The 21,485-nt window shown below is 71.5% G+C and carries 19 protein-coding genes; 13 read left to right on the top strand and 6 right to left on the bottom strand.

The genetic code is table 11. The annotated features are described in order from the left end of the window. Positions 1 to 233 precede the first annotated feature (233 nt). A complete protein-coding gene (locus IE212_RS25470) occupies positions 234 to 914 on the top strand; it encodes a TetR/AcrR family transcriptional regulator (RefSeq protein WP_190200278.1) in 681 nt (226 codons plus the stop codon). Here the strand turns inward: IE212_RS25470 and IE212_RS25465 are convergent. Continuing rightward, complete coding sequence (locus IE212_RS25465; RefSeq protein ID WP_190200277.1) at positions 908 to 2,410, bottom strand: LVIVD repeat-containing protein; 1,503 nt, start codon at positions 2,408 to 2,410, stop codon at positions 908 to 910. The genes IE212_RS25470 and IE212_RS25465 overlap by 7 nt on opposite strands. 192 nt (positions 2,411 to 2,602) lie before the next feature. Between IE212_RS25465 and IE212_RS25460 the strand changes: the two genes are divergently transcribed. Together IE212_RS25460 and IE212_RS25455 are read left to right on the top strand one after the other, a co-directional pair. Further along, entirely contained in the window at positions 2,603 to 3,256 is a 654-nt protein-coding gene (locus IE212_RS25460; RefSeq protein WP_190200276.1) for a DUF305 domain-containing protein, read from the top strand. Positions 3,257 to 3,479: 223 nt separating this feature from the next. Next, positions 3,480 to 3,887 (top strand): hypothetical protein, encoded by a 408-nt coding sequence (locus IE212_RS25455; RefSeq protein WP_190200275.1) that lies wholly within the window; start codon positions 3,480 to 3,482, stop codon positions 3,885 to 3,887. A gap of 253 nt (positions 3,888 to 4,140) precedes the next feature. Here the strand turns inward: IE212_RS25455 and IE212_RS25450 are convergent, their stop codons facing one another. After that, positions 4,141 to 4,596, bottom strand: a complete 456-nt coding sequence (locus IE212_RS25450; protein ID WP_190200274.1) for a DUF6214 family protein — start codon at positions 4,594 to 4,596, stop codon at positions 4,141 to 4,143. 210 nt (positions 4,597 to 4,806) lie between these two features. Between IE212_RS25450 and IE212_RS25445 the strand changes: the two genes are divergently transcribed. Further along, complete coding sequence (locus IE212_RS25445; protein ID WP_190200273.1) at positions 4,807 to 6,150, top strand: FAD-dependent oxidoreductase; 1,344 nt, start codon at positions 4,807 to 4,809, stop codon at positions 6,148 to 6,150. Positions 6,151 to 6,350: 200 nt separating this feature from the next. On the opposite strand, the gene IE212_RS25440 is transcribed toward IE212_RS25445, so the two are convergent. Next, a complete protein-coding gene (locus tag IE212_RS25440) occupies positions 6,351 to 7,682 on the bottom strand; it encodes an extracellular catalytic domain type 1 short-chain-length polyhydroxyalkanoate depolymerase (protein WP_190200272.1) in 1,332 nt (443 codons plus the stop codon). Positions 7,683 to 8,050: 368 nt separating this feature from the next. Here IE212_RS25440 and IE212_RS25435 point away from each other — a divergent pair, with 368 nt between their 5' ends. Both IE212_RS25435 and IE212_RS25430 read left to right on the top strand, forming a co-directional pair. Next, complete coding sequence (locus IE212_RS25435; protein WP_190200271.1) at positions 8,051 to 9,028, top strand: pectate lyase family protein; 978 nt, start codon at positions 8,051 to 8,053, stop codon at positions 9,026 to 9,028. A gap of 53 nt (positions 9,029 to 9,081) precedes the next feature. Further along, positions 9,082 to 9,870, top strand: a complete 789-nt coding sequence (locus IE212_RS25430; RefSeq protein ID WP_190200270.1) for a pectate lyase — start codon at positions 9,082 to 9,084, stop codon at positions 9,868 to 9,870. A 144-nt stretch (positions 9,871 to 10,014) separates the two neighbouring features. On the opposite strand, the gene IE212_RS25425 is transcribed toward IE212_RS25430, so the two are convergent. Continuing rightward, positions 10,015 to 10,599: an Rv1733c family protein gene (locus tag IE212_RS25425; protein WP_190200269.1), complete on the bottom strand. Its 585-nt coding sequence runs from the start codon at positions 10,597 to 10,599 to the stop codon at positions 10,015 to 10,017. Positions 10,600 to 10,809: 210 nt separating this feature from the next. Between IE212_RS25425 and IE212_RS25420 the strand changes: the two genes are divergently transcribed. The 4 genes from IE212_RS25420 (at position 10,810) to IE212_RS25405 (ending at position 16,164) form a co-directional block, all read left to right on the top strand. After that, a complete protein-coding gene (locus IE212_RS25420; RefSeq protein WP_190200268.1) occupies positions 10,810 to 11,967 on the top strand; it encodes a WD40/YVTN/BNR-like repeat-containing protein in 1,158 nt (385 codons plus the stop codon). 119 nt (positions 11,968 to 12,086) lie between these two features. Next, a complete protein-coding gene (locus IE212_RS25415) occupies positions 12,087 to 14,486 on the top strand; it encodes a glycosyltransferase (RefSeq protein ID WP_190200267.1) in 2,400 nt (799 codons plus the stop codon). Positions 14,487 to 14,628: 142 nt separating this feature from the next. Beyond that, the gene (locus tag IE212_RS25410; protein WP_190200266.1) at positions 14,629 to 15,054 is read left to right on the top strand and encodes a hypothetical protein; all 426 of its coding nucleotides are present in this window, start codon (positions 14,629 to 14,631) and stop codon (positions 15,052 to 15,054) included. A gap of 141 nt (positions 15,055 to 15,195) precedes the next feature. After that, positions 15,196 to 16,164 (top strand): glycosyltransferase family 2 protein, encoded by a 969-nt coding sequence (locus IE212_RS25405; RefSeq protein ID WP_229864583.1) that lies wholly within the window; start codon positions 15,196 to 15,198, stop codon positions 16,162 to 16,164. 16 nt (positions 16,165 to 16,180) lie between these two features. Here the strand turns inward: IE212_RS25405 and IE212_RS25400 are convergent, their stop codons facing one another. Next, positions 16,181 to 16,858, bottom strand: coding sequence for a uracil-DNA glycosylase (locus tag IE212_RS25400; protein ID WP_190200265.1), 678 nt, complete (start codon positions 16,856 to 16,858; stop codon positions 16,181 to 16,183). A gap of 212 nt (positions 16,859 to 17,070) precedes the next feature. On the opposite strand from IE212_RS25400, the gene IE212_RS25395 reads away from it, so the two are divergent. Together IE212_RS25395 and IE212_RS25390 are read left to right on the top strand one after the other, a co-directional pair. Continuing rightward, positions 17,071 to 18,024: an N-acetylglucosamine kinase gene (locus IE212_RS25395; RefSeq protein WP_190200356.1), complete on the top strand. Its 954-nt coding sequence runs from the start codon at positions 17,071 to 17,073 to the stop codon at positions 18,022 to 18,024. A 110-nt stretch (positions 18,025 to 18,134) separates the two neighbouring features. Then, complete coding sequence (locus IE212_RS25390; RefSeq protein ID WP_190200264.1) at positions 18,135 to 19,058, top strand: sirohydrochlorin chelatase; 924 nt, start codon at positions 18,135 to 18,137, stop codon at positions 19,056 to 19,058. A 230-nt stretch (positions 19,059 to 19,288) separates the two neighbouring features. Here IE212_RS25390 and IE212_RS25385 read toward each other — a convergent pair whose 3' ends face one another. Further along, entirely contained in the window at positions 19,289 to 20,800 is a 1,512-nt protein-coding gene (locus tag IE212_RS25385) for an FUSC family protein (protein ID WP_190200263.1), read from the bottom strand. A gap of 197 nt (positions 20,801 to 20,997) precedes the next feature. On the opposite strand from IE212_RS25385, the gene IE212_RS25380 reads away from it, so the two are divergent. Further along, positions 20,998 to 21,474, top strand: coding sequence for an Lrp/AsnC family transcriptional regulator (locus tag IE212_RS25380; RefSeq protein ID WP_190200262.1), 477 nt, complete (start codon positions 20,998 to 21,000; stop codon positions 21,472 to 21,474). Positions 21,475 to 21,485 lie beyond the last annotated feature (11 nt).

Here is a 21,485-nt window from a genome sequence, read left to right as displayed (position 1 = left end):
CGTCGCCTGCTCCCGCCCTCCGGGAGGCACGATGCGAGGCGCTCGGCGCTGATCCGCGCCGGTCTGGCGGCCGAAGCAGTAGCCCGAGGCCACCACCTGACCGTCCGCTCGCCCGCCCCGGACGATCCCCCGCGTCGCCCGAGGCAGGCGGCATTCCCGGCCTGGACAGCGCGGTCCCGGCCGGACGACTCCGAGTATAGTTGGCTGGCAGCCAGTCAACGAGGAGTTACAGCATGTCCCCGCGCAGCGCCTCGGTCAACGAAGAGTTGCGGAGGCGTTCGAAGGAGCGGCTTCTGCAGGCGGCGGTGGAACTGGTCAGCGAGCACGGCTTCGAGGCCACGACGCTCGGCGACATCGCCGACCGGGCGGGCTCGGCGCGCGGGCTGGTCTCGTACTACTTCCCGGGCAAGCGCCAGCTCGTGCAGTCCGCGGTGCACCGGCTGATGCACCGCACGCTGGAGGAGGCGCTGGAGCGCGAGCCGCGTACCGGGGACGGCCGGGAGCGGATGGCCCGGGCCATCGACGCGATCCTGGGCCTGGCGAGGGACCGGCCGGTACTGATGCGCCAGCACATGGCCGGGCTGCTGCAGGCCGAGGGTTTTGTGACCTGCCCGGAGCAGCGCCGCCTGGCCGAACTGCTGCGGGACACCGTCGCCCGGCACGGTTCCCGGGACGTCGACAGCGACTACCCGATGCTGCGCGCCCTGCTGATGGGTGCGGTGTACGCCGCTCTGGTGCCCGGGGTGCCGATGCCGGTTGCGGTGCTGAGGGCCGAGTTGTTCAAGCGCTACCGGCTCGACTGGGAGCTGGGTGTCCCGCCGGAGACCGGGGCCTCCGGCGGGAGCGGGGAGAGGGATCTGTCCCGGTTCTTCGCCACGGGGGCCGAACCGGAGCGCGATCCGCTGGGTCAGTAGAAGTAGTCCGGCTGCGTCTGCACGTTGAGCTCGCGCATGTGGACCCAGCGCGCCGGGGCCGTGCGCCGGTCGTCGATCCTCAGGACGTCGAAGCCCCGGGCGTACTCGTTCGAGTAGATGTAGCCGTTGTAGTAGTACGCCGACCACGAGCCGCCCGACTTGATCGTGTCGGTGGTCAGCGGGCCGCGGTCGAAGTAGGCGATCTCCTCGGGGGCGGCCGAGTCGGTGAAGTCCCAGACGGAGACGCCTCCCTGGTACCAGGCCTGGACCATGATGTCCCTGCCCCTGACCGGGATCAGCGAGCCGTTGTGGGCGACGCAGTTCTCGGTGTCCGCCTGGTGGCGGGGGATCTTGAAGTAGCTGCGGAAGACGAGCTTGCGCTTGTCGCCCTTGCCGACGATGTCGTAGATGCCGTCGGCGCCGCGGTCCGGACCGATCTCCGCGTTGCAGGTGGCCGCGCTGCCGCCGCCCAACTCGTCGGTGTAGACGACCTTGTTCGCCTTCTGGTTGAAGGTCGCCGAGTGCCAGAACGCGAAGTTCACGTTGTCCTGCACGCGGTCGATGACCTTCGGGCGTTCCGGGTCCTTGATGGAGAGCAGGATGCCGTCGCCCATGCAGGCGCCCGCGGCCAGGTCCTTCGACGGCAGCACGGTGATGTCGTGGCAGCCGGTGGTCTTGGAGACGCCCGGATTGGTGGGACCGCCCGGGTTGCCGCCGCCGTCCGGCCCCTCACCGGGGAACAGCACGGGGAAGCCCACGACCGCCGCCTTCTCCGGGGCGTGGCGCGGCACCTTGATGACGGAGATGCCGTCGTGCGGCGGCTGGCAGTCGGGGTAGGCGGCGTTCGGCGAGTACGAGGAGACGTACACGTAGATGTCGCGACGCTCGGGCACCAGCGTGTGGGTGTGCGAGCCGCAGGCGGTCTCGACGGCGGCGACGTACCTTGGGTTGCGCTTGTCGCTGATGTCGAAGACCTTCATGCCCTCCCACGAGGACTTCTCGGTCGCGGGCTGGGTGGTGCTGGAGCAACTGCTGTCGCTGCGCGAGGAGTCGGTGGACAGGAACAACAGGTTGCCGGAGACGGAGATGTCGTTCTGCGAACCGGGACAGAGCACTTGGGCGACGGTCTTCGGTGACCCGGGGTTGCCGATGTCGAAGATGCGGAAGCCGTCGTAGTTGCCGGCGAAGGCGTATCTGCCCTGGAAGGCGAGGTCCGAATTGGTGCCCTGGAGGACGTCCTTGGGGACATGGGCCAGGTGCTGGATGTTGTCCGAGTGGACGATCTCGTCCTGTCCGGGTATCGCGCCGGTCGCGATGGCCTCACGCACCTCGGCCTGGGCGCTCTTGGAGACCTCTTTCGGCGCGGGCGGCGCGTCCCCCGGATCGGGGGTGGCTCCCGCCGGGGCAGCGGTGAGGAGCGCGGCCAGCAGTCCACCGGCGACTGCCGCAACTCCCACGCGTCTGCGGCGCGTTCTGCGGTCGTTCAACAGGATCACTGTTTTCCTCCCTGGTTCCGTTCACTGCGGAACGGTTCACGCACCACGCAGTATCGTCTTAGTCATGCACATCCCAACAGGGGGCAACGGGAGGGCATCAGGGGCTCCCGGACCATGACTCACGGGAGCGCGCCCGCATGGACCCGCACGTCCACGAGTTGTCCCGCAACCCGCTCGCCCCAGGAGGTCGTTGTGCCCTTCCGCCGCGCGTCCCGTGTATCCGTCCTGACCACCGGGCTGGTCGCCCTGGCCGCGCTGACGGCGGGAGGCTGCGACTCCGGTTCCGACCGCGGGCGGGCCGCCGCGGACGGGCCCGCGGTGATCGCGCCGGGTGAGCCCGGCGAGGCGAACCGCACCCTGTCCGCCGAGGAGGCCGCCGACCGGAACGCGGAGAACGACTCCCCCAACTCGGCAGACGTCTCCTACGCCCGCATGATGATCGAACACCACGCACAGGCCCTGGTGATGACGGAGCTGGCTCCGAAGCGCGCCGCGTCGACGGAGGTGAAGCGGATCGCCGCGCGGATCGCCGCCGGGCAGAGACCGGAGATCGAGGCCATGAAGGGCTGGCTGAAGTCGTACGGCAAGCCGCTGAAGGCCGAACGGCACGAGCACACCACGATGCCCGGCATGGCCACTGCGGCGCAGCTGAACAAGCTCCGCACGGCCGAGGGGCAGGCGTTCGACCGGCTCTTCGTGGCCCTGATGACGACCCATCACCAGGGGGCGGTCACCATGGCCTCGGACGTGAAGGGACAGGGCAACAACATCCGGATCGAGGAGATGGCCGACGAGGTGATCGCCCAGCAGACGAGCGAGATCACCAGGATGCGGGACATGCTCTGAACTCGTTCTTCGCCGCCCGCCCTGGTCACGTTCGGTGATCATTTCGGCTCGCGGCTCAGACCACCCGGTCCCAGCTCACGCCCCCGTACCCACACCGACCAACATCCCCTCCTGCAGCGGTGAGACGATCTCAACTCAGCAGTGTCACAGGTTTTCTGATGCCCCATCGGGAAACTCGCCCGCCACCGGCCGGGACGGCCCCGGCCGGGAGGGAGTTTCGATCATGAACCGGACCCGCTTACACCGCCGGTCGGCCGCGATCCTGGCGAGCGCGACGGCAATGGCCGTCCTGCCCTCGGTCACCGCCGCGGCGGCGCCCACGCAGGCCCAGCCCTGCGTACAGAAGATGGCTGTCGTCAACAACGCCGGCTTCGTCCTTTCCTGGGCCGCCACGGCCCGCACGGGCGAACAGTCGGCCCCGACCGACGACTATCCGATCAACCAGGCCAGGGTCATCGACCTGTCCACCACCTCATGGCCGGAGGGCACCGACGTCCGTCCGTACGTCCAGGCAGTCGGTGGGACCAATGAGTTCGGCAGCTCCTATGTGTCCTACTGCGACAACGGTCAGACGGCCACGTACACCGTCACCGGAACCACCTTCGACTACTCGGTGACCCGTCTGACCTGACCCAGCGGAGCGCCCGGGCCGGTTCCGGGGAACCGGCCCGGGCGAAGGAGACACATCTCGATGCCGGACACCCGGGACCTTCCGGGCCGGCGGTTGACTGATTACGCCGTTCGCCCCGCCCGTCCCCACCACACACCGTGCCCCGCCGATCCGCGGGCCGGCACGCCGACTCGGCCTCACACGCCGGCGGCCACCGACGAGCGCCCGGCACCGCGGCACGCCGGCTTCCGCACCGCGGTCCTGCGACACCGTCTCAGCGCCCGTGGCGCGGCGCCAGGAGACCCGCGTCCCGGGCCTGGCCGATCAGCCTGAGCGACTTGCGGCGGCTGTGTCCGGTCGCGCACATCACGGCGAGGACCGGGTCGGCGCCGTTGCGCTGGGCCGCACGGTACTCCTGCGCCACCAGCCACCGCCCCTCCGCACCGCCCGGCCAGGCCGGCCGGGCCCGCCGCCCCTGGCCCGCGCCGCCGTCCGGAGCCGCACCGGCACCGCACGCCTCGGCCAGCGAGTCCTCGATCCAGTCGGCCAGCACCGCCAGGTCGTCCAGGGACAGCGCCGGCTGAGCACGTACGTCCTCGACTCCGACGTTTCCCCCGGCCACGACGGCCAGCACGTCGACGCGGGCGCCGTCCATGAAGGCCAGGCAGACGTCGAACCACCGTGTCGCGTCCCCGTTCTCCCGCACTTCCCATGCGGGCCGTACGGACACCGCTCCGTCCGCCGGAGAGCGATCAGAAAGATTAAGAAAGGATGCTTCCAGCACACACGGAACGTAACCGAATGATCACCTTCCCAGTAGATCGGACACGCGCCCCGAGCGGAGCACAGCACCCTGTCAGCGGAGCCCCGCCGGTGCGATGCTGGAGGCGTCAGCGCTCTCCGGAGATCCGCCGGGATCCCTCGGGTAAGGAGTTCCGCCGTGCTGCGAGTCGCCGTCGTAGGGTCCGGGCCGAGCGGGTGCTACACCGCCCAGAGCCTCGTCCAGCTGGACCCCGGGGTGCGCGTCGACGTCCTGGACCGGCTGCCGTGCCCGTACGGCCTGGTCCGCTACGGCGTGGCTCCGGACCACGAGAAGATCAAGTCGCTGCAGAACAACCTGCGTGCGGTCCTGGAGCACGAGCGGGTCCGCTTCCTCGGGGGCGTCGAGGCCGGCCCCGGTGGAGTACCGGTCGCCCGGCTGCGGGAGCTCTACCACGCGGTGGTGTACTGCATGGGCGCCGCCACTGACCGGCGCCTGGGCATCCCCGGCGAGGACCTGCCGGGGAGCTGGTCGGCGACTCAGTTCGTCGCCTGGTACAGCGCCCACCCGGACGCCGTGGACGGCGGGTTCCTGCGGGACGCCCGGTCGGCGGTGGTGATCGGCGTGGGGAACGTCGCCGTGGACGTCACCCGGATGCTGGCGCGCGGCCTGGCCGACCTGAGCCCGACCGACATGCCGCAGGCCGCCCTGAGCGCGCTTGCCGCCAGCGGGGTGACGGAGATCCACATGGTGGGCCGGCGCGGCCCGTCCCAGGCCCGGTTCACCACGAAGGAACTGCGCAAGCTGGGCACCCTCCCGGGGACGGAGGTCACCGTCGATCCGGCGGAGCTGGCGCCGGACCCCGGCTACCGCGACCCGTCCGCGCTGCCCGCCCCGCAGCGCCGCAACGTGGAAGCGCTGCGCGGCTGGGCCGAGGCACCACCGGCGGCCGCGCGGCGCCGTATCAGGCTGCGTTTCTTCCTCCGCCCGGTCGAACTGCTCGCCGAACGGGACCACGTGCGCGCGGTCCGCTTCGAGCGCACGGCACCGGACGGGCAAGGCGGCGTGAGGGGCACGGGGCGGTACGAGGACATCGAGGCGCAGCTGGTCCTGCGCTCGGTGGGCTACCGCGGAGTGCCCCTCGAGGGATTGCCGTTCGACGCGCGCACCGGCACGGTGCCGAACCTCGCCGGGCGGGTCCTGCGTGAGGGCGTCGTAGCCCCGGGCGAGTACGTGGCCGGCTGGATCAAACGGGGCCCGACCGGCGTCATCGGCACCAATCGCCCGTGCGCGAAGGAGACCGCCACGTCCGTGCTGGAGGACGCGCACCTGCTCGAACGGAAGACCGTCCCGGACGACGCGCTCACGGCCCTGCGCGCGGAAGGCGCCCACCCGGTCGAATGGCGGGGCTGGCAGTCGATCGAGCGGGCGGAAGCGGAACTGGGGGCGTCACTGGGACGCGGAGTGGTCAAGATCCCTGATTGGCGGTCCCTGCTGAACGCCGCGCACGGTGGCGCCCCGTAAGGGACGCGGCGAACCGGGCGACGAGCCAGGAGGAGCCTGGGGCGCGGGAGTCGTGCGGTGGTGTGCGGATGCCGGACCAGTACCACCGGTCGGTCCGGTCCGGCATCCGAGGGCGCGCCGGCGAGGGCGGACCCGCGGCGTCCCGTGGGCGACCCGGCGCCGCCGGGCGTCACGCGGGACTTCGCGGAGCCGCGGCGACGTCAACCGGTCGCGCACGCCGTCCCGTTGAGCGTGAACGCGGACGGGGCGGCGCTGTTGCCGCTGTGACTGGCCTGGTAGCCGATGCTCACGCTCGCGCCCGGCGCGATGGTGCCGTTGTATGAGACGTTGGCCGCGGTCACCGACCCGGACGTGGGTGTGTAGGTGGCGCCCCAGCCCCCGGTGACCGTCTGGCCCGCGGGCAGCGTGAAGCCGAGCTTCCAGCCGTTGACCGCCGTCGTAGCGGTGTTGGTGATGGTCACGGAAGTGGTCAGGCCGGTGTTCCAGGCGTTCACGGCGGCCGTCACCTTGCAGGCGCCGGGCTGGGGCTGCGGGGCCGGGCCCGGCCTGTCGAGGCCGAAGAAGGTGAGCACGCGGGACGCCATGCCCTGGGCGTACAGATTGTGGCCGACGCCCTGGAGACTGACGGCCTCCACCGGGGCCCGGTCGCCCGTTCCGCCGTAGCGGGTGCGGGTCCAGCCGGACTGGGGAGTGTCGGTGGCGGCCGGGGTCTGGCTCACGCCCTGGACGTTCGTCCACTGCTTGATCTGTTCCCCGAAGTTGGGATAGCGCAGGACGTCGTCCTGGGTGCCGTGCCAGATCTGCATCCGCGGCCGGGGACCGGTGTAACCGGGGTACGCGTTCCGGACCAGGTCGCCCCACTCCTTCGGGGTGCGGGTGAGCGTGCCGCCCGAGCAGGCGCTGTTCCACTCGGAGCCGTCGGTGGTGGCGAAGCAGCCGAACGGGACGCCGGAGAAGGCGGCACCCGCCGCGAACACGTCGGGGTAGTCGCCGAGCAGGACGTTCGTCATCATCGCGCCGGAGGAGATGCCTGTGGCGAAGACCCGCCCGGTGTCGGCGTCATAGGTGCGGGTGACCCAGTCGATCATCGACTTGATGCCGACCGGGTCACTGCCGCCGCCCCGGCGCAGGGCCTGGGGCGAGGAGACGTCGAAGCACTTGCTGCTGCGGGTGACGGACGGGTAGAGCACGATGAAGCCGTACCGGTCGGCCAGCGTGTCGTACTCGGTGCCGTTGTACATGTCCGGGCCCGAGCCGGTGCACCAGTGCACGGCGACTATGACCGCCGGGTTCGGTGTGACGCTTTCCGGTACGTACAGGTACATCCGCAGGTTGCTGGGGTTCGTACCGAAGTCCGCGACCTCGGTGAGGGTCGCGGCGGGTACGGCCGCCTCACGGACCAACCCGCGGGCGGCGGCCGCCGGAGCGGTGACCAGGGTGCCCGCCGGCAGCGTCAGCAGGGCGGCGAGGAACGCGAGGAGCACCGACCGCAGCGGTCTCCTCGCCGTGCGGTGGTGGGGAGTGGCAGGCACGTCCGTGTCCCTTCCGTTCGAGGTGCGGATCGCAGGACGTCGTTCGCGGTCGAGCACGTGGGGGATACGTCCGGACGCCGACCGCCGCGAGCACGGGCGGGGAAGCGTCCGACCGGCATGGTGGCATGGACATGGCTTTCATGGAAGCGCTCCCACCCTCCTCGCCCGCCACCACCAGGGTGACTGAATGCCGCCTGCGCGGGGCGTTGACTAGAAAGCGCTTACCCCCTACGTTCCGTTCAGCAGTGTGACCCGCCGACGCCGTTCTGCCCGGTGGGATACGACACTGCCGGACAGCATGCTGAACACTATTCACATAGATGGCCAGCATATGTACACACTTGAGGACCCGAAGGGACGCACCCCACATGCGTACTCATCCCCCACGCACCCGCTTACCCGGATCCCCCCTGGCGGTCGCCGCATCCGCGCTGGCGACCCTGGCGGTCCTGGCCGTTCCCCAGCCGGCCGGGGCCGCCGAGGCCTCACCCGCCGGGTTCGGCGCGGGCACGACCGGCGGCGGTACCGCCCCGGCGGTCACCGTCTCCACGCTGAGCGCCTTCAAGTCGGCCGTCACCGGCAACTCCGCCAAGGTCGTCCGGGTCAACGGCCTGATCTCGCTGAGCGGTCAGGTCGACGTCGGATCCAACACCACCGTCCTGGGCATGGGTTCGTCGTCCGGGATCACCGGCGGCGGACTGCGGCTGAAGAAGGTCTCCAACGTCGTCGTCCGCAACCTGAACATCAGCAAGCCGGTCGCGCCCGCCGACGGCATCACCGTCGAGGCGTCCACCAAGGTCTGGATCGACCACAACTCCTTCTCGGCCGACCGCGACCACGACAAGGACCACTACGACGGCCTGCTGGACATCAACCACGGCGCGGACGGCGTCACGGTGTCCTGGAACACCTTCAGGAACCACTTCAAGGGCTCGCTCGTCGGCCACAGCGACAACAACGCGAGCCAGGACACCGGTCACCTGAGGGTGACGTACCACCACAACCACTTCGCGAACGTGTACTCGCGCATCCCCAGTCTGCGCTTCGGCACCGGGCACTTCTACAACAACTACGTCGAGGGCGCCGAGACGGCCTGCCACTCGCGCATGGGCGCCCAGCTGCTGGTCGAGAACAACGTCTTCCGCTCGACGAAGGTCGCGGTCACCACGAACCGCAGCAGCGACGTCGACGGATACGCCAACCTGCGCGGCAACGACCTCGGCGGAGCCGCGACCGAGGTCTCGCGGGTCGGCACCTTCACCAACCCGCCCTACGGCTACTCGGCGGAACCGGCCTCGTCCGTCGCCACCTCGGTGACGACGGGTGCGGGCGCCGGAAAGCTCTGACACCCCGTCCGCCCGACACCCACATCCGCTCAGACGACAGAAGGAACCGGGACATGACTTCTGCGACACCTCCGCGCGCCCGCAGGCGCGCACTGACCGGGGCGCTGGCCACCCTCGGCCTCTCGGTTGGCATGATCATGACTATCAACGCACCCACCGCGAGCGCCGCCACCTGGCCGGCCCCCAACGGCAGCCAGGGGACCTCCGCCACCATCTCCGTGTCCGGCACCAAGGACTACGGGATGAAGCGGTTCTACGGGACGGGAGGCCTGGCCGGTGACGGCCAGGAGGAAGGCCAGGACCCGATCTTCAAGCTGGCCGACGGCGCGGTGCTGAAGAACGTCATCCTCGGCGCCCCCGCGGCCGACGGCGTCCACTGCGAGGGCAGCTGCACCCTGCAGAACGTCTGGTGGGAGGACGTCGGCGAGGACGCCGCCACCTTCCGGGGTGGCAACGGCGCCACCTACCAGGTGATCGGCGGCGGCGCGAAGAAGGCCGCGGACAAGGTCTTCCAGCACAACGGCGGCGGCACGCTGACCATCTCCGACTTCGCGGTGCAGGAGTTCAAGACGCTGTACCGCTCCTGCGGTGACTGCTCCACGCAGTACACCCGCAAGGTCAATCTCAACACCATCGACGTGACCGGCACCGGCTCCACCGCGCGGCTCGTCGGGATCAACGTCAACCGCAACGACGTGGCGACGCTGCGGGGCATCACGATCCGCAACGACTCCGGCCGCAAGGTCGTCCCCTGCCAGAAGTACAACAACAACACCGCCGTCGGGTCCGGCCCCGACAGCAGGAACTGCCTCTACTCCACCTCGGACGTCACCTACAGGTAGCCCGGGGCAGCACTCCCCCCACGGTGAAGACGGCCGTGCGCAGCGTTCCGGCGGGCGCTGCGCACGGCCGTCCGCGTACGGCGGCGCGGAGGACGTGCCCGCCCTGCCCGGGCACGCCCTGCCTCGCGAGGGGCCCACCTGCCGTCACCCCGCCGTACGTCCCCACAGCGGTCCGAAGCGGGACCACTCGGCGTCCCACTGGTCGATGCGGCGGCGCTCCAGCCGGCGGCGTACCGCACGGCCGCCCGCGAGTGGCACGGCGGCGGTGAGGAAGCCCGCCACGCCGCCGATCAGCACGGCTCGTACACGGGCCTGGGTCTCGGTGACGGGGCGGTTGACCTGGCGGCCGTCGCGATCCGTCCACACCGTGACCGGTGTCCCGGCGGCGCTGCCCGCCAGGGCCCGCACCTGGCCGGAGTGCGACGAGCCGTCCGCGGCGGTCCACCGTGCCTGCGCCCACACGTGCTCGGTACGGGACACGGAGCCGTTCCCGGAGGCCCTGCCGGGGGCCTTCTCGGCGAGCCGGGCCACGAGGGGGCGCCACTCGACGCGCTCTCGGGCCAGCCCGTCCTCGACAGAGCGGCTCACGGTCGTGCCGGCCAGCACCCCGACGAGCACCGTGAGCGTCCAGACACCCAGCACGACCCAGGCCTCCACTCTGTCGGCGCGGCGCTTGAGCGGATTGCGCCGCCAGCGCCACAGCCACACCTTCGGACCACGCAACGCCATCGGGCATCCTCCTCATGCACGCATGACCATCCCGCCGCCCTCCCCATACGGAACGGGACCCCTGGATGCTCACTGCACGTACCTCGGGACGGCCTCACAGGCACCGCCGCGCCGGGGCCCCTCGGCGTGTGCGGTGACGGGCGGCAGGCCGGGCCCCGTCGGCGACACGGCCCTGACCTGCGCCGGAGCCGGTTCCGGAGGTGACTGTCAGTGGTGGGGTGCAGACTGGCCGGTGTCTGGGACGAAGGCGTCAATGACGACGCCGCGGAGGTGATCGGCATGACCGAGGTACTGCTCGCCGTGGGCACGCGCAAGGGACTGTTCATCGGGCGCCGGCGGGGTGGTGGCGCCTGGGAGTTCGACGAGAGTCCCTACTTCAACGCACAGGCCGTGTACTCGGTCGCCATCGACACCCGGGGCGAGAGCCCGCGGCTGCTGGCCGGCGGCGACAGCGCGCACTGGGGCCCGTCCGTGTTCCACTCCGACGACCTGGGCCGGACGTGGACCGAACCGGCCCGGCCGGCCGTCAAGTTCCCCAAGGACACCGGTGCGTCCCTGGAGCGGGTGTGGCAGCTGCACCCGGCCGCCGCCGAGCAGGACGTCGTGTACGCGGGCACGGAACCGGCCGCGCTGTACCGCTCGGCGGACCGCGGGGAGACCTTCGAGCTCGTCCGCCCCCTGTGGGAGCACCCCACGCGGTCGAAGTGGATGCCGGGCGGCGGCGGTGAGGGCCTGCACACCGTGCTCACCGACACGCGGGACCCGAAGGCGGTGACCGTCGCCGTGTCGACCGCCGGCGTGTTCCGCACCCTGGACGGCGGCGCGAGCTGGGCGCCCTCCAACTCGGGGGTCTCCGCGGTGTTCCTGCCCGACCCCGACCCGGAGTTCGGCCAGTGCGTGCACAAGATCGCCCGGGACGCGGCGACCCCAGACCGGCTCTACCTGCAGAACCACTGGGGTGTGTACCGCAGCGACGACGCGGGCGCGCACTGGACGGACATCGGCGAGGGCCTGCCGTCCACGTTCGGTTTCGCGGTGGCCGCGCATCCGCGCAGAGGGGACACGGCGTACGTGTTCCCCATCAACGCCGACGCCGACCGGGTCCCGGCCGACCACCGGTGCCGGGTCTACCGGACCGCGGACGCCGGCAGGAGCTGGGAGCCGCTCTCGGCGGGACTGCCCCGGGAGAACCACTACGGCACGGTGCTGCGCGACGCGATGTGCACAGACGACGGGGACCCGGCAGGCGTCTACTTCGGCAACCGCAACGGCGAGGTGTTCGCCTCGGCGGACGACGGCGACAGCTGGCAGCAGCTCGCCTCGCATCTGCCGGACGTGCTGTGTGTGCGGGCCGCGTTCGTCGGATGAGGTGAGGACCGGGCGGAACCAGCAGCGCTGCCTCCCCCCGGGGGGCTGCGCGGGTGAATGTTCCACCGGCCGGCCCCACGGGAGACCTTGTCGGTCAAGCGGATCGGCATACTGCGTGAATGCGGATGCAGCGGACGATTCCCGCCTTGATTCACCAGACCTGGAAAGACGCCGACGTCCCCGAACAATGGCGGAAATGGGCCGATTCATGGCGCCTTCATCACCCGGACTGGGGATACCGTTTGTGGACCGACTCCGACAACCGCGCATTCCTCCAGGAGCACTATCCCTGGTTCCTGCCGGTCTACGACGGCTACGCCGAACCCATCATGCGGGCCGACGCGATTCGCTATTTCCTGCTCGACCATTTCGGCGGTCTCTATGTGGACCTGGACTTCGAGTGTCTGAGCCCGGTCGACGGAATCCTTGACGGGCGGGAACTCGTCCTCGGCTGCGAGCCCCAGGCGCACACACAGCTGCTGCTGGCCCGCCGGCGCGGACTCAGCCGCATCGTCGGCAACGCGTTCATGGCGTCACGACCGGGCCATCCCTTCTGGGCTCATGTGCACCGCCAACTGGTCGGCGCCCACAGAATGCCCGGTGCACTGGATGCCACGGGCCCCTTCTTCCTCAGCAGAGCGATCGACAACGCCCCGGAGCCCGCCTCGATCACGATCCTCGACCCGGAGGTCCTGTACCCCGAGGTGAGCCCCTACGCGGCAGAGCTGTTCGGCCGTCAGCAATCCGACTACGGGCGTGCGCTCGCCGTGCACCATTGGTCCGGCAGCTGGACGCGCGACGCCCCCGGGACTCCGCGGACATCGGCCGGCAAGCGGTTCCCGTTCTGGGCGAGCCAGGAGCTGCACCCCCTCGCCGACGGCCTTCTCAGCCTGGACGCGCAACGCCGTCGCTGGACCTCGGGCGCGCCCGCACCGACGGTGTCATGCCTGATGGTGACGAAGGATCGTTCGTCGACGGCCCGCCGCGCGATCACGTGCTTCCGTACGCAGACCTATCTCAGTCTGGAACTGGTCGTCGTGGAGGACGGCACGGACGACGCCCTCGAGCAGTACATTCGCGAGCTGGGCGACCCGCGGATCCGCCATCACCGGCTCCCCCCGGACGGGCGGCCGTTGGGCGAACTGCGCAACGAGGCGGTGGACCGGGCCACCGGGCCCTACGTGTGCCAGTGGGACGACGACGACCTGTACGACCCGGAGCGGGTCGAGACCCAGATGGCGGCCATCCTCTCGCTCGGCGCCGACGCCTGCTTCCTCGCACGGGAACGGCTGTGGTGGCCCGCTCGCCACAAGCTCGCGATCTCCTGCGCGCGCGTATGGGAAGGGTCCATGGTGTGCGCCAAGGACCGCCTCCCGCGCTACCCCGCACTACGCCGGGGCGAGGACACCCCGGTGGCGGAAGAGGTGGTCCGCACCCGCCGGGTGGTGTCGGTCGACGCACCCGAGCTCTACACGTACGTGTGCCATGGCGGCAACACGTTCGACGAGGCGCATTTCGCAGAGCACTTCGACGTGGCGACCGAGGTCTGGTCCGAGCCAGGCGCATACGCCGAGCGGTTGCTCGCGATGGCGACGCGGCTGCCGATCGGACCGGAGGACATCGTCCACGCCGAGGCCGGTCCCGCCGCGCAAGCCTCCGAGCGAAGAGCGCACAGGGCTCTCGAACCCGCCCCCGGCCCGGCGGATGAGCGCCCGCCGGTCCTGGTGCTCACCCCTCTCAAGGACGCGGCGGCCTTCCTGCCGGGTTATGTGAAGAGCCTTCGCGACCTGGACTACCCGCGCGAGGCGATCTCCCTGGGCCTGCTGGAGGGCGACAGCACGGACATGACGCCGGATCTGCTCCGGGAGGTGCTGCCCGGCCTCGAGGCGGAATACCGGCGGGTCACCCTCGTACACCGTGACTTCGGCCTCCAGCTGGCCGGACCCCGTTGGGAGCCAGGCATCCAGCGCCGGCGCCGGTCCGTGCTGGCCAAGGTGCGCAACCATCTGCTCTCCCGAGCCCTCGTCGACGAGGAATGGGTGCTGTGGCTCGACGTGGATGTCACGGGCTACCCGCCCGACCTCGTCCAGCGCCTGCTCGGAGCGGGCAAGGACATCGTCGTCCCGCACTGCGCCACGACGACCGGTGGACCCACATACGACCTCAACACATTCGTCCTGCACCCGAGGGCCGGCACGCTCAACTGGTCCCAGTGGCTGCGTGACGGCATTCTGCAGCCACCCAGGGGGTTCGGGCGCACATATCTCGAGGAACTGCGCGGGCAAGGGCTCGTCCGCGTCGACTCGGTCGGCGGCACCGCGCTGCTGGTACGCGCCGACCTGCACCGGGACGGCCTGATCTTCCCCTCCTTCCCCTACCAGCACCTCATCGAGACCGAGGGTCTGGCCGCGATGGCCCGGGACATGGGCACTTCCTGCTGGGCGCTGCCCGATCTGGAGGTGCTGCACCCGCACCACGCCTCGGACCTGGCGGACGCGGGGGTCATGGCCCCTTCGTGACCGCTCGGGCCACGAGCAACCCACACGGAGTAATCACTTTGGTACGTTGAGTAACATTTCCCTACGGTGGTGCTGCTGCCCCTGCCCCGCTGCTCACCAGCGGTGGAGGGCAACTCCCAGCCCCCGAAGGAAAGGCCTCACCGTGAAAGCCCGTGTCATGTCCTCCCTGGCCCTGCCCGCCGCACTGGCGACCGCCGGACTGCTGAACACCGCGGAGGCCGCCTACGCGGCCGCCCTCGGTCCGGACACACCGGCCGCGTCGCCGTACACGCACCAAGGACAGCAGATAGGCGGCGACGTCACCCTCACCTCCGGGGACGGACACCCCTGCACGCCCATCGGAAACGTCACCGTCACCGACTACGGCCACTGCTGCACGCCCGTCGGCAACATCACCGTCACCGACTACGGCCACTGCTGCACGCCCGTCGGCAACATCACCGTCACCGACTACGGCCACTGCTGCACGCCCGTCGGCAACGTGACCATCTGTGACTACGGACACCATCAGGAGAACGGACACCACCGCCCCGATCACGTTCCTGGGCGTCCACTGCTGCACAGCTAGCACGTGATCCGGCTGGTCCGCCGCGACGTGGTCCCGTGACAGGGCCCCCCGGGGGGGCGTCGGCGCCCGATGTCGCTCGGTCCGCCGCTCGTGCCGCCCGGATCCCTCCATCCCGTTCCGCTCCAAAACGAAAGATGGCGCATGCCCCACAGATCCGACCCTGTGGTCTCGGTGGTCATCCCCTGCCACGACTACGCCCGTTACCTGCCCGAGGCGGTCTCCAGCGTCATCGCCCAGACGTTCCGCGCCTGGGAGCTGGTCATCGTCGACGACGGCAGCACCGACAACACCGTCGAAGTGGCCCAGGACTTGGCCGCACACCACCCCGACCGGTGCATCAGATTGCTCCGACAGGCCAATGCCGGGGTCTCCGCCGCGCGCAACACCGGAATCGAGGCCAGTGTGGGCCGTTACATCCTTCCGCTGGACGCCGACGACGTGATCGCGCCCACGATGCTGGAGAAGACCGTCGAGGTACTGGACCGTGACCCCGGCATCGCCATCGCCTCGACCGATGTGTTCACCTTCACCGACGACGATCTGCCCCCGCAGGCGATGCCCCTCCCCGCCTACAGCAGGGAACTGCTGCTCCAGCGACTGATCATGTTCTACTGCTCGCTGTACCGCCGGGAGGCCTGGCAGACCGTGGGCGGGTACGACGAGACCATGAGGGCCGGAGAGGACTGGGACTTCTGGATCGGCTGCGTCGAGCACGGCTTCGACGCCCACCACATCCATGAGCCGCTGTTCGGGGCCCGCAACAAGGACACCGGGCTGCACCTGGAAGCCGCCGAGAACGACCTGGCCATCCGGGCCCGGATCGTGGCCAACCACCCTGACCTGTTCAAGCCGATCACCCGTGGCTGGGCACACGCCGTGCTCACCCAGGACGCAGCAGCCTGCCTGTCGGACGAGCAGGTGCCCGACGACATCCTCACCCGGGCCGCCGAGATGGACCAGTTCCTCAGCGCCGTCATGGCCCTGCAGCGCACCACGCGGGTGCAGTACTACCACATCCGGCGACTGGAGCAGGCGCTGGCCGCTCGAAGCGGCGTCGCCGCCCCGTCCGTCCCGCGGGAGGAGCCCACCCCGGCGGCCTCCTCCCGCTGAGACGGGGCGGTGCGGATCACGGCAGTCGCCAGTCCACCGGCTGCGCGCCCTGCCGCACCAGCAGCTCGTTGGCCCGGCTGAACGGGCGGGAGCCGAAGAAGCCCCGGTCCGCGGACATCGGCGACGGATGAGCCGACTCGATCGCGGGGAGATCCCCCAGGAGCGGCCGGAGGTTGCGCGCGTCGCGCCCCCACAGAATGGACACCAGCGGCTTGTCCCTTTCCACCAGCGCCCGGATCGCCTGCTCGGTGACCTCCTCCCAGCCCTTGCCGCGGTGCGCGCCAGGACTGCGCGGAGCAGTCGTGAGCGCCCTGTTGAGCAGCAGCACGCCCTGCCGGGTCCACGGCGTCAGGTCCCCGTTGGACGGCCTGGGCAGCCCCAGGTCGGAGTGCATCTCCCTGAAGATGTTCTCCAGACTGCCGGGCAGCGAGCGCACCTCGGGCGCCACGGCGAAGCTCAGCCCGATCGCCATCCCCGGCGTCGGGTAGGGATCCTGACCGACGATCAGGACACGGACGTCGTCGAACGGCTGCTGGAAGGCCCGCAGGACGTTCGCCCCGGCCGGGAGGTACGTCCGGCCGGCCGCAATCTCGGCCCGGAGGAAGTCCCCCATCGCCGCGATGCGTTCGGCCGCAGGTTCGAGAGCCTTCGCCCAGCCCGCTTCAACCAGTTCATGCAAGGGTCGTGGTGCCACAACGCGTCACTCTACTGGCACGCCGGGGCTCCTCACGGCGCTACTCTTCCTCTTCGCCGGGGCCCTCGAGCCGGTCGGGCGACGGCGCAACCGGTCACCGGGAAGGAGAGGGGAGCTTGGCGCGTCCAGTGGTCGAACATCCGCCAGGGCGGCCGGCCGGTCGACCGGCGCCTGCCGCTCCCGGCGCCTCGGAGGGCCCGGGCTTCCTCGCCGTGGACTCCGGCGGCTCCGGACTCCGCGTGGTGGTGGGAACCGCCGAGCGCGGGCCGCTGGCACACCGGGCGTCCGCCGGGCCGGTACGCACGGGTGACCGGGGGATCGACCCCGGGCACTTCATGGCGCAGCTCGTGCCTCTGGTGCGTGCCCTGACCGCCGAGGCCGGACCGGTGCGGCTGACGGCCGCCGCCGTCGGCGCGGCGGGACTGGCCTCGCTCGGTGACGCGCTGCGCGCCGAGCTGCCGGATGCCCTGGCCCGGGAGTTCGGGGTACGGAGGGTCGCGCTGGCCGCCGATGCCGTGACCGCGTACGTGGGGGCCCTCGGGTCCCGGCCGGGTGCCGTGATCGCCGGCGGTACGGGTCTGATCGCGATCGGCACGGACCTGACCGGCTGGCGCCGGGCGGACGGCTGGGGGCATCTGCTCGGCGACTGCGGGGGCGGCGCCTGGATCGGGCGAGCCGGGCTGGAGGCCGCGCTGCGGGCCCACGACGGGCGGGAGGGCGGTTCGGCCCGGTTGCTGGCGTGCGCCGAGGACGCGTTCGGGCCCGTCGCCGGACTGCCCGGCGCGCTGTATCCGCGGCCGGACCGGCCCGCCGTCCTCGCGTCCTTCGCCCCCCGGGTGGCCGCCTGCGCGGACCGGGACCCGGTCGCCGCGGGCATTCTCCGCGCGGCGGCCCGGCACATGGCCGATTCCGCGGCGGCCGTGTGCCCTGCCGAGGGCGAACCGCGCGTCACCGTCACCGGTGGCCTGTTCAGGATGGGCGACCCGCTCCTCGTGCCCCTCGACGAGGAACTGACCGAACGGCTCCCGCAGGCACGGCGGGTGCCCGCCGAAGGCGATCCGCTGCACGGCTCGGTGCGCATGGCGGCCGAGTTGTGCGCCGGCCCGCTCACCCTGCCGGGGGGTGACGACACGATGCTGTACGTGACCACCCTGTCGGGCGATTGATTCGAACGCGCCCGAACCGTGCGCAACTCATCAGACAAAACCGGACGGATACCGCTCACCTGCCCCCTCCCCGAACAGGGGAGCCCAATAAGCCAGTAACATGCGGCGCCATGAGTTCCCCCACTGGACCCGAGTCCGGCCTCCCAGTACGAATGCCGCGACCCCGCCAGCCGGGACGGCACCGCCGTCCCGAGCCGCTGGTGGCTCCCGAGGGCGCGCCCGCGCTCGTCCTCGCCGTGCCGGGCACGCCCAGTAGCGCCACACGCAGCCTCGCCGAAGAGGTCGTGAGCATCGCCCGCTCCGAGCTGCCCGGCCTCGACGCCCGCATCGGGTACCTCGACGGGGACAACGCGGAGTTCCCCGCGCTGCGGGCCGTGCTCGTGCACGCCGCGGAGGAGCGCACCGCTCGCTTCGAGCAGGCGCGCGCCGCCGGCATGGACGTCAGGGAGCCCGACGGGCCCGTCGCCGTCGTCGTGCCGCTGCTCGCGGGTCCGGACAGCGCGCTGCTGCGCCGGGTCCGCCAGGCCGTCATGGAGAGCCGGATCGCCGCCGAGCTGACCGACGTCCTCGGCCCGCACCCGCTGCTCGCCGAGGCGCTGCACGTGCGGCTCTCCGAGGCCGGTCTGGCCCGCGCGGACCGTGCCCGGCTGTTCACCGTGGCCACCGCCGCCGACGGCATCATCCTGGCGTCCGTGGGCGGTGACGAGGCCGTGCAGGCGGCCGGGATCACCGGCATGCTGCTCGCCGCGCGCCTCGCGGTGCCGGTGATGGCGGCGGCCCTGGACCAGGAGGGCTCCATCGCGTCCGTCGCCGAGCAGCTCCGCTCCTCGGGCTCGCAGCAGCTGGCTCTCGCGCCGTATCTGATCGGCCCGGAGATCGAGCCGGGTCTGGTCGAGGAGGCGGCGAAGGAGGCGGAGTGCTCGGCTGCCGAGTCGCTGGGTCCGTACCCGGCGGTCGGGAAGCTGGTGCTGGCCAAGTACACGACCGCGTTGGGGATCACTCCGCAGCAGGCGCAGGGCGCGCCGGTCCGCTGACATCCGCCCGCAGTGGCGAAGGCCCGTCCCCGTCCGGGGGCGGGCCTTCGCCACTCGCGGTGGAGGAAGCCGGCCGGGTGCGAGTGGCGATGCGGCTGGGCGGGCCCTTCGCCGCACCCCCTGCTGGGGGCGAGTCCCCACCCCCGTCAGCGGCGGCGAACCAGGTCAGCGCGCCCTGGTCGACGCTCGGAGTGCGAGGAGCCCCAGGAGCAGCGCTCCCCGTACGGCGCTCAGGCCCCGACCAGCGGTGACCCCGACGGGGTGCGCAGCGGCCGGGCCAGTTCCGCGAGGGCCCGTTCCAGGCCGTGCAGGTGAGCCAGTGCCGGGTCCGTCACCGCCGGGGTGTCCGTGAGGGGCGAGGCGTCCACGGCCTGGGCCAGGGCCTCGCCGCCCTCGGTGAGGGCCTCGACCGAGGCCTGTACGCGCCAGCAGGCGGCGGCCAGGCGGGCGTCGTGAGAGGCCTCCGGGTCGGCGGCGACGCTGACCAGCCCGCGGATCTCCCGGGCGCAGTCGTCCAGGAGGGCGAGCACGTGCCGGGCCCGCCGCTTGCGGCTCAGCATCGGGTTCAGCGGATGCACCAGCGGGGCGACCGAGAGCCGCACCCGGGCGAGCAGCTGCTCCAGCTCGGTGACCCGCGGGGCCGGGTCGGCGCCGGCCACACCCGCCAGGCGCCGGGCCGTCTCGGCGGCGCAGGCGTGGACGCAGCGCAGGGCCCGCTGGATCCAGGCGTCGGTGACGCTGTGGGTGGTGACGGGAAGGATCAGGATCACGGCCAGCGCGGCGCCGAGCGCCCCGACGCCGGTCTCGGCGAGCCGCAGGGCGAGCAGGCCGGGGCCGAGCACGCCGAGCAGGCCGTAGAGCAGCCCGGCGAGGAGGGTGACCCAGAGCATCATCCAGGTGTAGGACACGGCGGCCGTGTAGAAGATGCCGAAGACGCAAGCGGCGGCGAGCAGGGCCGTGACGACCGGGTCGCCCTGCACGGGCACGGCGACGAGCAGGCCGAGGACGATGCCGACCACCGTGCCGAGCAGCCGGCGGAAGCCACGGACCAGCGTCTCGCCGCGCGAGGTGGTGTTGACGAAGATCCACCACGTGGCGCCGACGGCCCAGTACCAGCGCTGGCCGGACACCAGCTGCCCGACGACGAGGGCGAAGCCGGCGCCGGCGGTCGCCTGGACCGCCTGGCGGGTGGTCACCCGGGCCAGGCCGGTGCCTCCCGGCGGGGCGGGCACGGCGGGCGGGGGCAGGCGGCGCTCGTAGCACCACAGACCGAAGCGCACCACGGCGGCGGCGAGGACGGACAGCAGGACCGCCGTGTACAGCTCGGGCAGCTGGTCCGTGGTCGCGTGCAGGAACTGCGTCACGAAGAAGGTCATGAAGGCGAACACGCCGAGGCTGTGCCCGCGCGGGCCCCAGCGGCGGGCGTACACGCCCGCGCCGACCACGGCGAGGAAGGTCAGGTCCCGCGCCACGGGGTGGTCGTGCAGTGCGGCGGCGACGGTGAGCACGGGCAGGCCCACGGCCGGGAGCAGCGCGGTGGTGACCGCCTGGCCGCGGACCGTGGCGTCGGTGACGGTGAACAGGGCGAGCAGTGCGGCGAGACCGCCGGTGACGGCGCCCGTGAGGGAGTGCCCGGTCGATCCGCACACGGCCACGGCGAGCGCGATACCGAGCACGGCACGGGTGGCGAACCGCAACCGCGTCCGCCCGGGATCCGGAGCCACGAACACCCTCTTCAGCACCGCTTACCGCCCCTTTCGAAACGCCGGCAGGAGAAAGCATGAAAAAGGCGCCGCGGGGTCCGCAGCGCCATCGACGTACCCATATCAGCACCCCGGGCGCCACTGGCTCAACAGCCTCCTCTCAGACTGGTCCATTGGTACAGTGAAAGAGGCCGGAGGGCGGCCGCGGCAGGGCCAACGGACGAGGAGGACGCGGCATGCCCGTGGACGAGCTCGACACCCGCATCCTGCGGCTGCTGCTGGAGCAGCCGCGCACGAGCGTGCGCGAGTACGCCCGGCTCCTCGGCATCGCCCGGGGCACGCTCCAGGCCCGGCTCGACCGTCTGGAGCGCGACGGTGTGATCACCGGCAGCGCACCGGCCCTCTCCCCCGCCGCGCTCGGACACCCGGTGCTCGCGTTCGTGCACATCGAGGTCACCCAGGGCCATCTCGACGAGGTGGGCGACGCGCTGGCCGCGGTGCCCGAGATCGTCGAGGCGTTCTCCATCACGGGCGGCGGGGACCTGCTCGCCCGGGTCGTGGCGCGGGACAACGCACACCTGGAGGACGTCGTCCAGAAGCTGATCAGCATGCCGGGCGTCGTCCGCACGCGCACCGAGGTCGCCCTGCGCGAGCGGGTCGCCCACCGCATGCTGCCGCTGGTGGAGTCCATCGGGCGGGCGGTGCGGACCTGACCCGCCGGGGC

The sequence above is a fragment of the Streptomyces djakartensis genome (assembly GCF_014651075.1).
In the GTDB taxonomy this organism is placed as follows: Bacteria; Actinomycetota; Actinomycetes; order Streptomycetales; family Streptomycetaceae; genus Streptomyces; species Streptomyces djakartensis.
The sequence above is the reverse complement of the archived record's forward strand: the minus strand, read 5'-3'. Positions and strand labels throughout refer to the sequence as shown.

Excerpts from the sequence above, each read along its gene's own strand:
- IE212_RS25470 (WP_190200278.1), top strand. The coding sequence starts at position 234 with ATGTCCCCGCGCAGCGCCTCGGTCAACGAAGAGTTGCGGAGGCGTTCG.
- IE212_RS25425 (WP_190200269.1), bottom strand. The coding sequence starts at position 10,599 with ATGGCGTTGCGTGGTCCGAAGGTGTGGCTGTGGCGCTGGCGGCGCAAT.
- IE212_RS25380 (WP_190200262.1), top strand. The coding sequence starts at position 20,998 with ATGCCCGTGGACGAGCTCGACACCCGCATCCTGCGGCTGCTGCTGGAG.
- IE212_RS25455 (WP_190200275.1), top strand. The coding sequence starts at position 3,480 with ATGAACCGGACCCGCTTACACCGCCGGTCGGCCGCGATCCTGGCGAGC.
- IE212_RS25390 (WP_190200264.1), top strand. The coding sequence starts at position 18,135 with ATGAGTTCCCCCACTGGACCCGAGTCCGGCCTCCCAGTACGAATGCCG.
- IE212_RS25435 (WP_190200271.1), top strand. The coding sequence starts at position 8,051 with ATGCGTACTCATCCCCCACGCACCCGCTTACCCGGATCCCCCCTGGCG.
- IE212_RS25405 (WP_229864583.1), top strand. The coding sequence starts at position 15,196 with ATGCCCCACAGATCCGACCCTGTGGTCTCGGTGGTCATCCCCTGCCAC.
- IE212_RS25415 (WP_190200267.1), top strand. The coding sequence starts at position 12,087 with ATGCGGATGCAGCGGACGATTCCCGCCTTGATTCACCAGACCTGGAAA.
- IE212_RS25430 (WP_190200270.1), top strand. The coding sequence starts at position 9,082 with ATGACTTCTGCGACACCTCCGCGCGCCCGCAGGCGCGCACTGACCGGG.